The organism is Aliiglaciecola aliphaticivorans (genome assembly GCF_054782055.1).
Genome location: NZ_BAAGTF010000018.1, coordinates 1 through 14814, shown reverse-complemented (window position 1 = coordinate 14814; position 14814 = coordinate 1). Strand labels below are relative to the sequence as shown.

Genomic DNA, 14814 nt, shown 5'->3' with positions numbered 1-14814 from the left:
GGGCGACTAAGTCGCCCGATAAAAGTGTAAAAAACGCAGCTTAATCGAAGCTCATGCTTAAATTAACATAGAAATAACGTCCTTCAGCACTGTGTAGACTGGCTTCATAACCATAGGTTTCATCAGCCAATGGTGGTGCTTTATCGAATAGGTTACGAACACCTAAACGCATTTTGGTACCTTCTAATGAGCCTTGATCAAAAGTATATTGGCCATAGACGCTGAAGGTTGTCCAGCTATCGACTGTCCAAAATTCACCAGTGTTATCATTAACTGCACTGGTATCGTAGAACTCACCGACATATTTGCCGTAGATACCAGCTCCCCAATTGTTATAACGCCACGTAATTGTGCTACTTGCTTGCCATTCAGGTCGACCATCTAATTGAATTAAATCACCTACGTCGTCTAGGGTTAAGCCTAGCTCTTGCAAATTTGCGGATTCAGCATCAATTGATTGATAGGCTTTTAATAACTTAGCGGCGTTAAATTTGAATGAGAAGTCACCAATACTGGTGTTGTTTAACTTATAGTACGCGCCAACATCCAGACCTTCAGTCACACGGGAGTCTAGGTTTTCAAATAAACCGATAATTTCAGTCATATCACCAACAGCTTCTAATCCGGAACCTTCATAAAAAGCGATGTCATCTGCATTCACTTCAGCACGAATAACGTTAGGATTAGAGCTACCATTTAAGCGCTGGTAATAATCCAGATCAGCGATATTTTGATAAGAGCGAATGCCAATTAGGTCTTCTTGCTCTATGCGCCAATAATCTGTGGTCAATGTTAAATTATCGACAAATTCAGGTGTGAAAACCAATCCTAAGCCGTAATTGTAGTCTTTTTCTGGATCAAGTTCAGTGTTACCCAAACGAATGTTCTCAGCACTATCACCACTGCTACATTGGCTGATACTGTCTAACTCACCTTTATTGATTTGTGCTTGGCAACGGTAGTAGTCGACAGGGTAGTTAACTCGGGTAGTACTTGCTGTGTGCAGTTGTTCTAAGTTCGGCGCACGGAATCCTTCAGCATATGAGCCGCGAATTTGCAGTGATTCCACTGGATACCAACTTAGCACGGCTTTCGGTTTGAAAACATCTCCAACATCATTATAGCGTTCATAACGACCGGCTACTTGGAAATCTAGTTTATGCACTAATGGGATTTCCATTTCTGGACTGACTAACGGACCTGCAAATTCCACAAAAGCTGAAATTACGCTTCGTGACCCATCTGAATTAGGTTGCCCACTTGAGCCCATTACATCGGATGCATACGCTAATCCTGTCACACTATCTGTGTAGACAGTTGTGCCGTTTAATCTATCATCATAGTTATTTTCGAAGCTTTCATAGCGTACTTCTGTTCCAAAAGCAGCCCCAACGTTACCTGCTGGTAAGCTAAATAGATTCGCGTTAGAAAATTTGAAATCAACTAAACCTAGTGATGTTTCACCAGAGCGACTGACATCGATAAGAAAGCTATCGATAGTCTCTTGTGAGTTACAGGTTGCTCCACAGAAGGTGTTATATGCACTTTCATCAAGACGATTTACTGCGTCTTGAAACAAACTAAGGCTGATACGATTATGGGTGGTATCAACCGTTTTCGCTTTTGAATACAAAGCAGCCGAATCCCATTCCCAATCTTTGTACGAACCTGTGGCACCACCTAAAGCACGATAAGATGTATTTTCAACATTGATGGCACGTGCTCCAGCATCCACAACACGGTAGGCGTTAATTTGAACGTCTAGACCTTCAGTGGGGATGTCATATCCAGATACTCTATTTGGACCGCTACCAAGTGGATTCCAGTAAGCTGTACTGGCAATAGTAACAGGTGCTGAGGTAAGCGTTGCCGTTTCTGCACGTTGCGAGTTTGATTCAGCCCAGTAGTAGCCCAACTCACCGTATAAACTCACGTTATCGTTAAGTTCATGATTTAAGTAAACAAAGGTGTTCAAACGCTCAGTTTCAGGAATCATCGTTCGAACGCTGTTGGTATTATAGGCTTGAGTGTTAGTGGTAATACTGCCGCTATCTAGGCATAAACCATTGGCTAGAATACATTGTTGATTGCTATCAGTAGCATCAACAGGTTCAACGTGAAAGCGACCTGCAGATGATGTAAGGTCGGTGACTGACTGAGTAGCATCAAATCTACCCCAAGGCGTTGTAGTAGAAGTGTTTCGGAAATTCGTATCACCTTCCCAATCGGTTCCAACTAAGAAACTGCGTCTATCTGCATCTGCGGCATAGTCGATTTCCGATGCCATCACCTCTGAACCATGGTAATAGTTCACTGCGGTGGTAATGTTAGTCATACCATCGTTAATATCCCAACCAGCTAATGCGTTTAAGTTTAATTTCTCTCTACTGGTATTTTCAGCTTGACCATATTGGACGTCAAATTTATAGCCTGCGAAATCTTTACGCATCTCAGTATTGACTACACCGGCAACGGCATCGGAACCATATATTGCTGCTGCACCGTCGTGTAATATTTCAACTCGATCAATTCCCAGTACTGGGATTGAGTTCATATTTACAGTTGTAACGGGTACTGAATTTTCAGTTTGTGTTCCTGGGTGTTGAACCATTCTTCGGCCGTTAAACAGTACTAGGGTATTACCCGTACCAATACTGCGCAGATTGATTGACGCTACGTCGCCGCGAGACTGATAAACACCGCTGACCACGTCATTACCGTTAAAATTAACATTGCCGTTGCTTGGAATAGATGAAAACAATTCAATCCCAGAAGTTGCACCTATTGCTTCTATATCGCTGGCGTCAATCAGGGTTACTGGCAAAGCACCTGTTATATTAGCGCCCTTAATGCTGGAACCTACAACAATGATTTTTTCTACGTCTTTAGACTGTTCATTGCGATCAATTGTTGAATCAACTTGTTCTAGGGTAGATTGTTGAGATTGCTTTTCGATGGATGAACTATCTTGACCGTCTTGCTGTTCGGCTAAGGCTAGGCCTGAGATGGATAGTGATCCGATAGCCGCGAGTATCGCTATATTTAGCCTACTTCTTCGGTAGTGTGATGTGTTGGTCTTTGACATTATGTGTTTTCCTAGGTTCTTTCCTAAATTACTTAGAAAGTTATTATTTTTGCGCTTACTACACTCTACAATTATGTTTCTCAACACAATTGATAAAAAATCTGGTAGTTATAGCCTGTGGTTATGGGCTAGTGCAGAAAGACTTTCTAATTTCGACTTGGTGAGTATTGTTGATCGCGGTACGCTTAGGTTTGTGTTTTAGTCGTTATGATTCACGACATTTTGATTTCTTAATTTTAAATTAAGAGGCCGCAGCACTGCAAATGTTAATGCTGTCAAAATCACGCTTATGGTATCCTGCGATGAATTCAACTTGGGGAAATTAATGCGTTTACGCCATATCGAAGTATTTCATGCAATCTATACAACGGGTTCAATTACTAACGCCGCGAAATTACTTTATGTATCCCAGCCTTCAGTTTCTAAAGTGTTGTCTCATGCAGAACAACAATTGGGGTTCGATTTATTCCAGCGCAATAAAGGTAAGCTTATTCCAACGAGTGAAGCGAAAACACTTTTTCCGGAGATTGATAAATTATACAAACAGCTTCGTTCGATAAATGCGTTAGCTGAAAATATTCATCGAAGTGATAGTGGTATCATTGATATAGCGCTAACACCTGGTCTTGGTTTTGGCGTTATTCCTCGCTCTATTGCTAAATTCAAAGAAGTACACCCTCAGGTTCAGTTCAAATTACAAACAATGCATAATGATGATGCACTACAGACATTGTTAGAACACAAATGTGACTTAGCGCTGCTGTATTCTTCTCCTCCTTTGCCTGGCATCCAAGAAGTTGAGATAGGAACCAGTGAAGTGGTGATTTTATATCCTAAGGAATCGTTTCCAAAGGATACTCAAGTTGTTAACGTAGAGTCACTTGCTGAGCAAGAACTGATTAGTATTTGGGATAGTGGGCCACTTGGTGATTTAGTCTTAGGTCGCTTCGAGTCTTTGGGAATGGAAACCTACAGTAACATGCAAGTGGATACCTATTACATTGCTGCGAGTTTGGTGGATAAAGGAATGGGCTGTTGCACCATCGACAAGCTGACCGCTATGAGTAATATGACTGACAATGTAGGTGTTTCTCCTTTTAATCCAGCTCTGGATTTCAAAATTAAAGGGTTACATTTAGAAACCAGACCACTGTCACGGATTTGTGAGCACTTTTTGGATTTTGTAAGGGCTGAACTGAAGTTAGTTAATGCTCGATAATAACCTAGAGTTATGACTCACCTAAATCAAACTAATTTAGTTAACACCAAATATCTTTACCATGGAGTGATATCTATTTTAAAGGAATTTTGATGAAAATTAACTATCCGTATTTGCTATTTGTAGGAAACGCTACGGATTCCCTTAGCATTAAAATGGCTCGCAGCGCTGCTGAATGGAGCCCTGAAAAATGTTTAGCTGAATACCGGTTGCCTGGATGCAGCGTAACCACTGGCTGTCCATCGATGGGCATTCAAGAGGCAGTTCAACGGGGCGCTAAAAGCTTTGTACTCGGGTTTGCTAATAGCGGTGGATTCATTGATTCAAATTGGATTCCAACCATACTTGAAGCTATGGATGCTGGAATGGATATAGTTAGTGGTTTACACGACAAGCTCAGTGATATTCCAGAGTTGCAACGTAAGGCTGAAGCACTCAATCTACAACTGATTGATATTCGTCATCCTGTCACGCGTTTTCGAACCGGAACAGGTAAAAAACGCGAAGGTAATCGTCTTTTGACAGTAGGTACAGATTGTTCGGTTGGTAAAATGTACACGTCTCTTAGTCTTACAGAAGAGATTCAGCATCGTCAACTTCCAGCAACCTTCAGAGCAACCGGGCAAAGTGGTATTTTAGTGTCGGGATCAGGCGTTGCCATTGATTGTGTTATTGCCGATTTCATCTCCGGTGCAGCGGAAACCATTAGTCCCAAAAACAGCGCGAATCACTGGGACATCATAGAAGGGCAAGGTTCCTTATCCCATCCCGCTTTTGCGGGGGTAAGCTTAGGGTTATTACATGGTTCTCAACCAGATGCGCTAGTGATTTGCCATGCCCTAGGTCGACACCATATGCGCGGACTGACGCATCAAGCTTTACCTTCTATAGAGCAAACCATAATGCTTAATTTGAGCGCTGCAAAGCTCACAAATCCCCATGCACGGGTGGTCGGTATTGCAGTAAATACTGCTTCTGTTGACGATGAGGCCGCATTACAAATATGTAAAGAGCTCAGTGAACAAACAGGTTTGCCTTGTAGCGATCCAATTCGCCATGGTGTCACCTCGATTGTAGATAATTTGCTATGAGCTTAGATATTCGGGTTGTTTCAGACAGCTTTCCACTGATTACACCTTTTAGGATTTCCCGTGGCGAAAAGACCGCCGCCGATGTGGTAGTCGTTTCTATTTCTGATGGCATACATCAAGGTTGGGCTGAAGCTGTTCCCTATGCTCATTATGGTGAAACAATAAAGAGCGTATGTGCACAAATAGACAATATAAAAAACCAGATTGTCAGTACAGAACAGCAGAACCAATTAAGCAATTTGTTGCCCGCAGGTTCAGCGAGAAATGTTTTAGATTGTGCGCTTTGGGATTTGCGCAGTAACCAACTGCAGTGCAGTGTCGCTGAGTTGGTCAGCATGCCGCAGTTATCGTATTGTCACAGTGCGCAAACTATTAGCATTGATAGTGTTGAGAATATGGCAAAATCCGCCCTTGAGTTAACCGCAAACAAAGTTATTAAAGTGAAGCTTGATGAGGTCGACGTGGTGAAAAGGATGCAGGCGATTCACCGCGTGTGCCCAAACTGTGAGTTTATTGTTGATGCCAATGAAGCGTGGAGTATCGAGTTGTTAGAACAGGTTGTTGAACCTTTACGCGCCTGCAATGTAGCGTTAATTGAGCAACCTTTGCCTAGTGGTAATGACCAGGCCTTGGCTGGTTTTAAGTCTAGTATTCCTATTTGTGCCGACGAATCTTGTCACACCAGCGATGACTTAGAGCGACTACTTCCGTTGTATCAAGCGGTGAACATCAAGCTCGACAAAACCGGTGGATTGACTGAAGCATTAACTTTGTTGCGCCTAGCAAGGCAACAAAACTTTAAAGTTATGGTGGGCTGTATGGTTGGCTCATCTTTGGCTATGGCTCCAGCCTATTTACTGGCCGCCGAAGCAGACTTTGTGGATTTAGATGGCCCCGCCTTAATCGCAAAGGATCGTTCTGGTGGGTTTGGATTTGTTGATGGCAAGATGTCAATAAACACGCAACCATTATGGGGGCAAGGTTAATAATTCTAACCTATACGTCTAGTTCCCCTACAAAAGTGGAAACTACGCTAACTTTCCTATGATAAGACCTCTAATTCATACAGAGGTCTAAAGCTAAATTAAGCCTGACAAAATCAACTCTTGTTTAATGCGCAACTGAGTATATTTGCGGTAAAAGCTGGAGCGTTATTTATAACCGAAGTGGAATTAACATGTAACTCAGCGACTACAAGCGTAAATGGCAGGCAAGCGATGGAAAAGTTTTCGACCTAGGTGATGTTAATTTGCTTGAAAAATAGGTGTCTAGTTATACGGCCATCATTCCAAAGTAGACCAAGCTTAAACACACAGAAAGAAACGAATAATACTGTGAAATCAAAGCACTAGGTTACTTTAGTTAAGAAAATAAATTTATTGTCTTTGAAAATTAGTAATCACTATTGAACGAGCTCGTTATCCAAGAATTCGGCTATTGTTTCGATGGTTAATCAATAGGTAGAGTGACTCTTGCCACAAGGCCACCGTCAGAGTGGTTACTTAGTTCGATGTTTCCTTTATGCAGGGCAACAATTCGTTGAATGATGGCAAGGCCAAGACCAGAACCTCCGCTGCCCCTGGCGGTGTCGCCTTGAGTAAAAGGTTGAAACAAGTTTTCAATATTTTCTTTTGGGATGCCAGGTCCGTAATCTCGGACTTCAAAACACACTTGTTGCTTGGGTTTATCATAACAGCTAGTGATTAGGATATTTTCACTGCCATAACGAAAGGCATTTTCAATGAGATTATCCAATACGCGTTTAATCGCAATCCGTCTTATCATGACCTTTGGCAATTCTGTCAATTGGGTATCGATATGGTAATTTTCTTGAATATTACGAGCTTGGACAACATCTTCGATAAGCTCGTTCAGCGACAGCAACTCTCGACGTTCTCGGGTATCCTGTCGCACATAATGAATAAACTGATCGATAATGTCATTCATATCCTCTATGTCGTGAACGATCCCGTCTTTTATCCATAGTTGTTCGTCGGGAAGCATTTCAGTTGCTAGTCTTATGCGTGTTAATGGTGTGCGCAAGTCGTGGGATATCCCCGCGGTTAATAGTGCTCGATCATCTTCTAATTGTTTAATTCCCTTCGACATTTGATTAAATGCGCTGGTGACTGCAATTAATTCACTTGCGCCTTCTTCTTTTAACGGTGCAGGAACCTTGCCTTTCGCCACCTCTAGCGCTGCCACTTGCAAGGCGTGGATGGGTTTATTCAAGCGACGCACAAAAATCCAACCGCCAGCTACGCTCAACACGCCGATGACAATCAAATAGATTGTTAGCGGGGAAATATCACCTTCGCTAAAACTCGCCATGGGAATGGAGATCCACACTTTTGGATCTTGCGGAGGGTTAACCCAAATTAGGTATGGTTCAGAAACTGAAATCCTAACGTCTGCTTCTCCTCCCAATAAATCGGAAATTTGACGAGAGAAAAATTGATAATAAATAGCTTGTTGCAAGCCACTTTCGACAGCTTGTTTTTCGCTGTAAATGCGAATATTGGTCGCATCGAAAATATGCCGTTGAGTTTGTGGATGGAGATAATCGACTTCTTCCAAAAATACCATATTAATTTGTTTGGCAATTAAGGAATTAATCTGTTGGTAATTGGGTCGAATAAAATAGTAAGTTACTGATAAATATGACACTACTTGGTTGATCAGCAATAACACGCCAATCAATAAGACGGTTTGTCCAAATGCACTTTTAGGAAAGATTCTCACCAGTAGTGTTTCAATCTAGCTAGCATGGCATAACTTCATTTACTGAGCTTCGCCATCGGGAACAAATACATATCCTAATCCCCAAACCGTTTGGATATAGCGAGGGTTGGCAGGATCTATCTCCAACATCCGTCTTAAACGCGATACCTGAACGTCAATACTGCGTTCTAAAGCACTGTAATCTCTACCCCTTGCTAAATTCATGAGTTTATCCCTTGATAGCGGCTCTCTGGGGTGGGTGACTAATGATTTTAATACCGCAAACTCACCACTGGTTAAGGTTAGCGCTTCGCCGTCTGCAAACATTTCCCGTGTGGCGAGGTTTAATTTGTATTGGCCAAACTCCACTATCTGCATTTCCTGGGATGGAGCACCAGGCGCTTCGGTGGTTTTTCGACGCAATACTGCTTTGGCTCGCGCCAGTAATTCTCTGGGGTTAAAAGGTTTCGGCAGATAATCATCTGCGCCCATTTCTAAACCAATGATACGGTCTACTTCGTCGCCTTTTGCGGTCAACATGATAATTGGAATTTCGTTTTCTTTTTGACGCAAACGACGGCATATAGAGAGGCCATCTTCACCAGGTAACATCAGATCCAGTACTAACAGGTGAAAATTTTCACGTTCTAGAAAGCGATCCATTTGTTCAGAGTTGGCCGCTGAACGCACTTGATAACCTTGTTCCACCAAATAGCGTTCTAGCAAGCTACGTAGGCGCATATCATCATCAACAACCAATACTTTCTGTGTTTCTTGTCCCATGTCGACCCTCAAAAGGAAATAATCCGCTAATCACACCACTATAAATGAATACTAGGGAATTCAAAAGATTAGCAAAGTAACAATGTTCAGTGGAGTGTTACAAATTGTTTGTGACGGGTAGTGGGGGCACCGCGTTATGGAGTGATTTTGCTATAGCACACCTAATATTTTATCCATTATCCAATTGGTGTGGCTGGCACTAGTTGCCTGACTGGGATGAACGCTCAACCCGCGTAAATGGTCGGCCATGGCTTGTACAAAAGGGCCTTGAATGGGATCTGGGGTGGGCATCGCCAGGGACTCACTACCATTATTGGTAAAAATACTGGCTGGTTGATCGCCAAATATTGCAAACTCTATACGCCCTTTGCTGCCGAGTATTTGCACTTTGTCTTGATATGAATCACAGGCGAAGTTCCAGCTTCCGATGCCAGTTACACCAGATTCGAACAGCAAGTTGGCAACAATAGCGTCATGGGCTGAATATAAGCCTTGCTGATTGCGGCAAATTCCCTGTGCTTGCCGCACGGGTCCCAACAAAAACGTCATGACGTTTAATCCGTGACTGGCAAGATCATCAAAGTATCCACCGAGGGCAACACTTTTGTCGGTACGCCAGTTGGGTATTTGACGTAAGTCTTTATCTGAAGGGAAGCGGCTATAAAGCCATGAAACTTGTCTAACGGTGCCAATTGTTCCTTTTTCCAAAACATTTTTGAGTGCAACGAAACCGGGCAATGAACGTCGATAATAGGCTATGAAAAGGGGAAGGTTTTGAGACTCAAAGGTGTTCTGTATTTGCTGGCTTTGATTGAAATTCAATGCCATTGGTTTTTCTATGCAGCAAATCTTATTTGCTTTGGCGACTTTCAGCGCTAAATCACAGTGACTATCAGGTGGGGTTGCTATGTAAACAGCGTCTATATTGGGATCATCAATCAACGCTTGTGGGCAAGTATAGTGATGGGGAATGCCGTGGCGAGAAGCAAATTCTGCAGATTTTCCGGGTGAGCGAGCGCTTACTCCATATAATTCAAATCCAGCCACTTGCTGATAGGCAGGGCCGCTTTTCTTTTCGCACACACCACCGCAACCAATCATACCCCAACGAATTGAGTCAGACCGGCTACCCATTATTCTTTGCTAACCCAATCCATTTGGAAGCCTGCTTTACGCTTCCGCTCCAATAGTTCTTCTATCAAGGGGGATAAAATCAATTCCATGGCGAGTCCCATTTTACCGCCTGGTACCACTAAAGTATTGATTCTAGACATGAAAGATCCATCTATCATCTTCAATAAGTAAGGGAAGTCTACAGTCCTCATTTCACGGCGGAACCTTACTACGACAAAGCTTTCGTCTTGAGTTGGAATTTCTCGGGCGCTGAAAGGGTTACTGGTATCTACCGTAGGCACCCGCTGAAAATTAACATGGGTATTTGAAAACTGCGGAGTAATATAGTGAAAGTAGTCTTCCAAACTGCGCACAATACTGCTCATCACAGCTTCGCGAGTATGGCCGCGATCTGTGGTATCGCGAATAATCTTTTGAATCCACTCTAGGTTGACAATAGGCACCATGCCTACCAGCAAATCAACATGCTTAGCGACATCGGCTTCTGGGGTGGTGACACCGCCATGCAATCCTTCATAAAATAATAAATCAGTGTTTTCAGGGAGATCTTGCCAAGGCGTAAAAGTGCCGGGCATCTGATTGAAAGGCACTGCTTCGTCAAAAGTATGCAAATATTGACGATGCTGACCTGTACCTGTTTCACCATATTGAGCAAACAGTTTTTCGAGCATAATAAAGTCGTTGGCTCTTGGTCCAAAATAACTAATATGCCGGCCCTGCTCTTGGGCTTTACGAATTTCAACTTCCATTTCCGGACGTGTGAAACGGTGAAAACTATCGCCCGCAACAGAGGCCGCATTGACAGTTAAATTACGAAATATATGCCTAATGGCATTCGTCGTCGTAGTTGTACCTGCTCCGGAGGAACCTGTTATTGCAATAATTGGGTGTTTTACAGACATATTGAACGTTTCGAGGATTAAGGACCATTAGTTATAAGCAAGGCGAGCCAAATGGTCAAGTCATTTACGCTGGCAAAGTTTAATTCAATTCTGAAATTAAGCTAATTTGGGGTGCTTGAATTTTGGGTGGCTTCACCTGGGGTTATAAACAGTAAACTGGTAGGTTCGTTGCAATGGGCGGTGTGCCAATGACCTTTTGGCACGACGGCAAAGTCACCTTGTTGTTTTAATATTTGTTCTTGGTCTTGCTTCCCCACGCGGATGATTAACTTACATTGTCCAGACAACAAAACCACTAACTCGTCTCCTGTAGGGTGCATTTCCCACGTTTGCCAATTCTCCTTAAAGCTATGGGCTGAGACTAAAGAATGATCTTTAAACCCTGAAAACTCGTGGTCTAGCTGCTGGTAAATACTGTCGCTAACGTCTTTTGTCGCGACTGATAAGTCGGGTTTTATAATAGCAAAGGTCTTTAATAATGTTTTAGCAAGCATCTATATTACCCCGTAGTGACAGGTTATTTTCTGTTGGGTTTGTACTTACCCCAAGTGATACCGATTAATTCCACTAGAAATGCAGAATTCAAGCCGAAGACTAGGAGTCCATTTACGGCACTTAGTGCGCCCATAATTCGCCATTGTTGGCTTAAAATCACATCACCGAATCCAAGTGTTGTGAAGGACGCAATGGCAAAGTACAGTGCCTCTTCCAGCTCAGTAAATTCGCCAACAAACAGAAACGCAAATGCCCATATCCAGGTATTGATAGTGATGCCTAAGACTAACCACAGAACCGATAGTACAATGACAATAGGACTCTTGATGTGCATATAATCTCTGGTTTCAAATTTTCGTATCTGGTCAAAACGAGATGATAATATACCTAAAAATATCACTTGAACGATAATCGTTAAAATGATGATGAACGAACCTAAAACTAACTGGTTAAGCATAATGGTTTGACTTTATATAATACTGAGACATTATAAGTTTATAGATTAAATCAACTATATGCTTTGTGGAAATTGATGCAAGTACTTGAGTGTGTGCTCTTTGATAAGGAATTTACTGCCTGGCATGGTTCCAAGCAGCGAAACTGGTCTGAAAACTGGGAACATCGAGAGCTTATTCAAATTGCTGCGGTTAAAATTCGTATGACCCGTGACTCAGCTTCAATACTGGCTAGTTTCAATGAATTAATACGCCCCACTATTAACCCGCAACTTAGTGATTACATAACAAACTTAACCGGTATTGAACAAGCTATGATTGATGAAATGGGGGTTGATTTTGCTTCTGCATTAAAACAATTCCATCTTTTCTGTAATTAAGGGGATATCCCCGTATTTTCATGGGGCAACGATTTATCTGTGCTACGTCAAAATTGTGAATTATATTCCTTACAACTACCAGATTTTCAACGTGGCTTTCACAATTTGCAGATGATTATTCGCAATTTAGGTTTACAAGGCGTTGAACAGTCAAGTGGTGCTTTGGCTCGTTTCCATGGAATATCACTGCAAGGGCATATTCACAACGCCTTGTATGATGTACGCAGCCTTGCAGCAACGTTAGATATGTGGCTTCGTAAGCGAGCGCTTACTATCGAAAATCTACTTTTTACAGAAGGTAGATAAGTAGAGTTCTTCGACTTTCTTGCGGGCCCACGGCGTTCGCCTAAGGAACTTCAGACTTGAGCTCATACTTGGATTTTCAATAAAGCATTTTACTTTAATTCTCCAACCTAAGCCCTCAAAGCCATACTCTTTATGCAGTGCTTCAAGCATTTTCTTTAGGGTGATGCCATGTAATGGATCACCCTGTTGGCCTGGTTTGCTATCTTTGATATCCAATTTAATTTTGTTCTCTAGCAATGGCGCGATAGGCAATATCGTCGCGATAAAACATACCGTCCCAATTAATCTTATGAACTAAATTATAGGCGTTCTTTTGGGCTTCTGTTACTGAGTTTCCTAAAGCGGTGGCACACAACACTCTGCCACCGTTAGTGGTGACTTTAGCATCCACTAATTTTGTGCCAGCGTGAAATACTTTACCTTCGGTCTGTGAAGCCAGCTCTAGCCCTTGGATCTCTTTCCCTTTAGCATAACTTCCAGGATAACCCCCTGCCGCAAGAACTACCCCTACTGCCGCTCTGGAGTCAAATTCAATATTAGCTTCATCCAGTTTGCCTTTTGTGGCCTGCAAACAAAGGGCAACAATGTCGGATTGCAAACGTAACATAATGGGTTGGGTTTCAGGATCGCCGAATCGACAATTGTATTCAATTACTTTAGGTGTGCCGTCAGCCATAATCATCAAACCAGCATATAAAAAGCCAGAATAAGGATTGCCTTCACTTGCCATTCCTTCAACTGTTGGGTAAATCACTTCGTCCATTATGCGCTGGTGGATTTCTGGGGTGACTACTGGAGCCGGTGAGTATGCTCCCATGCCGCCTGTATTTGGGCCAGTATCGCCATTACCAACTCGTTTGTGATCTTGGCTGGTGGCAAAAGATAGGACATTTTTACCATCTACCATTACGATAAAACTGGCTTCCTCGCCATCCAAAAATTCTTCAATAACCACGCGGCTGCCAGCGTCACCAAAGGCGTTTCCAGCTAACATATCACGAATTGCATCTTCAGCTTCTTGCTCTGTCATTGCTACAATTACACCCTTGCCTGCGGCTAAACCATCGGCTTTAATAACAATGGGCGCGCCTTTTTGTTTCAAATATGCCAATGCAGGTTCAATTTCAGTGAAGTTTTGATACTCACCCGTAGGGATGTTATGACGAGCTAGAAAGTCTTTGGTAAAGGCTTTAGAGCCTTCCAATTGCGCAGCCGCCTTAGACGGTCCAAATATGGTTAAGCCTTTAGCTTGAAATGCATCAACTACACCAAGTACCAAGGGAGCTTCTGGTCCTACTATGGTTAAATCAATGGCATTTTGTTCAGCAAATTCAAGTAATCCGGCGACGTCATCTGCTTGTATATCGACATTGCGCAATTTATCTTCTATTGCGGTACCAGCGTTTCCAGGAGCTACATAAACGGTTTCTACATAGTCATTTTGAGCTGATTTGAATGCTAAAGCATGTTCGCGACCACCGCCGCCAATGATAAGTATTTTCATGAATCGATTATCTTATTAACTGATTGAGTAAGGAGTGGAACTTTATAATGGCAGGAATTGTACAGAATAAACGCGTAAAAAGCGTGTCTAACTGCACGCTTTTTATAGTGAATTTGGTTCTAGGTTATTAAATGACAGTTTATAATTTTGAAAATTCTTGTTTCAGTTGGTATTTGTCATCAGTAACGATAGCTTCAAGGGTGTTGAGACGCTCCTTGATTGCTTTAAGTTCAGCTTCTAAGGCGGTGACATTGCCAGAGCCCGCTTCCAATTTCAATTTTGCATCCATCATTTTTTGTTTATGCCCAAAAACCATGGCCAAAATGACTATGGGTAAAACAAATACTAGTAAAATGTCCATCTATCTTCCTCGTTATGACTGTCGTTGTGTGCTTTGATGTATTTAAAAGCAAATTGAATACCAATCAAAATATATAATAAAAACAGTATGTTGCATATATCTAAATTTATTGTTTTGGTTTCTAGAACGATTTATTAGTCAAAAGTACTACTTAGCTGTGTAATTTGCAAAATTCTTAGCCTGCGGGGCTAAAGCACCCATCTGTAGCCTGGTCTTTAGGCCATGGAATTTAAAATGGGATTCAAATTGCATTTGTCACCGGCAATGTAAAACTGACCCACTAACGGTAATTTAAAATTGACCCACCTGAGGCACAATTGCCACTGATTCTGAAAATGAAGAGGCGGCGTGGATGCAATGTTAGATCAGGAGTCATTA

The 14814-nt window shown here is 42.3% G+C and carries 15 protein-coding genes; 5 read left to right on the top strand and 10 right to left on the bottom strand.

Translation table 11 applies throughout. From position 1 onward, the window contains the following. Nucleotides 1-40 precede the first annotated feature (40 nt). Complete coding sequence (locus ACYVIL_RS09565) at nucleotides 41-3085, bottom strand: TonB-dependent receptor domain-containing protein (RefSeq protein WP_460312311.1); 3045 nt, start codon at nucleotides 3083-3085, stop codon at nucleotides 41-43. Between the two features lie 325 nt (nucleotides 3086-3410). Here ACYVIL_RS09565 and ACYVIL_RS09560 point away from each other — a divergent pair, with 325 nt between their 5' ends. The 3 genes from ACYVIL_RS09560 to dgcA all read left to right on the top strand — a co-directional run bounded on the left by ACYVIL_RS09560 (nucleotide 3411) and on the right by dgcA (nucleotide 6381). Further along, the gene (locus ACYVIL_RS09560) at nucleotides 3411-4304 is read left to right on the top strand and encodes a LysR family transcriptional regulator (RefSeq protein WP_460312310.1); all 894 of its coding nucleotides are present in this window, start codon (nucleotides 3411-3413) and stop codon (nucleotides 4302-4304) included. A 92-nt stretch (nucleotides 4305-4396) separates the two neighbouring features. Continuing rightward, the gene (gene dgcN, locus ACYVIL_RS09555) at nucleotides 4397-5395 is read left to right on the top strand and encodes an N-acetyltransferase DgcN (protein ID WP_460312309.1); all 999 of its coding nucleotides are present in this window, start codon (nucleotides 4397-4399) and stop codon (nucleotides 5393-5395) included. Continuing rightward, nucleotides 5392-6381, top strand: coding sequence for an N-acetyl-D-Glu racemase DgcA (gene dgcA / locus ACYVIL_RS09550; protein WP_460312308.1), 990 nt, complete (start codon nucleotides 5392-5394; stop codon nucleotides 6379-6381). The genes dgcN and dgcA overlap by 4 nt, the downstream gene beginning before the upstream one ends. A gap of 463 nt (nucleotides 6382-6844) precedes the next feature. Here dgcA and envZ read toward each other — a convergent pair whose 3' ends face one another. The 6 genes from envZ to ACYVIL_RS09520 form a co-directional block, all read right to left on the bottom strand. Next, nucleotides 6845-8137: a two-component system sensor histidine kinase EnvZ gene (envZ, locus tag ACYVIL_RS09545; RefSeq protein ID WP_460312307.1), complete on the bottom strand. Its 1293-nt coding sequence runs from the start codon at nucleotides 8135-8137 to the stop codon at nucleotides 6845-6847. A gap of 39 nt (nucleotides 8138-8176) precedes the next feature. Continuing rightward, nucleotides 8177-8899: an osmolarity response regulator transcription factor OmpR gene (ompR, locus tag ACYVIL_RS09540; protein WP_303474760.1), complete on the bottom strand. Its 723-nt coding sequence runs from the start codon at nucleotides 8897-8899 to the stop codon at nucleotides 8177-8179. Nucleotides 8900-9049: 150 nt separating this feature from the next. Beyond that, complete coding sequence (locus ACYVIL_RS09535) at nucleotides 9050-10033, bottom strand: Gfo/Idh/MocA family protein (protein WP_460312306.1); 984 nt, start codon at nucleotides 10031-10033, stop codon at nucleotides 9050-9052. Further along, complete coding sequence (locus tag ACYVIL_RS09530; protein ID WP_303474762.1) at nucleotides 10033-10935, bottom strand: phosphoribulokinase; 903 nt, start codon at nucleotides 10933-10935, stop codon at nucleotides 10033-10035. Before ACYVIL_RS09530 ends, ACYVIL_RS09535 begins: the two co-directional genes overlap by 1 nt. Before the next feature lie 101 nt (nucleotides 10936-11036). Next, the gene (locus ACYVIL_RS09525) at nucleotides 11037-11429 is read right to left on the bottom strand and encodes a cupin domain-containing protein (RefSeq protein ID WP_460312305.1); all 393 of its coding nucleotides are present in this window, start codon (nucleotides 11427-11429) and stop codon (nucleotides 11037-11039) included. A gap of 23 nt (nucleotides 11430-11452) precedes the next feature. Continuing rightward, a complete protein-coding gene (locus tag ACYVIL_RS09520) occupies nucleotides 11453-11887 on the bottom strand; it encodes an ion channel (protein ID WP_460312304.1) in 435 nt (144 codons plus the stop codon). 75 nt (nucleotides 11888-11962) lie between these two features. On the opposite strand from ACYVIL_RS09520, the gene ACYVIL_RS09515 reads away from it, so the two are divergent. Beyond that, entirely contained in the window at nucleotides 11963-12265 is a 303-nt protein-coding gene (locus ACYVIL_RS09515) for an exonuclease domain-containing protein (RefSeq protein WP_460312303.1), read from the top strand. Nucleotides 12266-12304: 39 nt separating this feature from the next. Next, nucleotides 12305-12571 carry a 3'-5' exonuclease family protein gene (locus ACYVIL_RS09510; protein WP_460312302.1) on the top strand — a complete coding sequence of 89 codons (267 nt, stop codon included), beginning with the start codon at nucleotides 12305-12307 and terminating at the stop codon, nucleotides 12569-12571. Here the strand turns inward: ACYVIL_RS09510 and ACYVIL_RS09505 are convergent. From ACYVIL_RS09505 to ACYVIL_RS09495, 3 genes are all read right to left on the bottom strand, one after another. Continuing rightward, entirely contained in the window at nucleotides 12548-12787 is a 240-nt protein-coding gene (locus ACYVIL_RS09505) for a VF530 family protein (RefSeq protein WP_460312301.1), read from the bottom strand. The two genes, ACYVIL_RS09510 and ACYVIL_RS09505, sit on opposite strands and share 24 nt — an antisense overlap. Before the next feature lies 1 nt (nucleotide 12788). Beyond that, nucleotides 12789-14075 carry a phosphoribosylamine--glycine ligase gene (gene purD / locus ACYVIL_RS09500; RefSeq protein ID WP_303474767.1) on the bottom strand — a complete coding sequence of 429 codons (1287 nt, stop codon included), beginning with the start codon at nucleotides 14073-14075 and terminating at the stop codon, nucleotides 12789-12791. Between the two features lie 139 nt (nucleotides 14076-14214). Continuing rightward, on the bottom strand, nucleotides 14215-14436 hold the full coding sequence (locus tag ACYVIL_RS09495) for a hypothetical protein (protein ID WP_303474768.1): 222 nt from the start codon (nucleotides 14434-14436) through the stop codon (nucleotides 14215-14217). Between the last annotated feature and the right edge of the window lie 378 nt (nucleotides 14437-14814).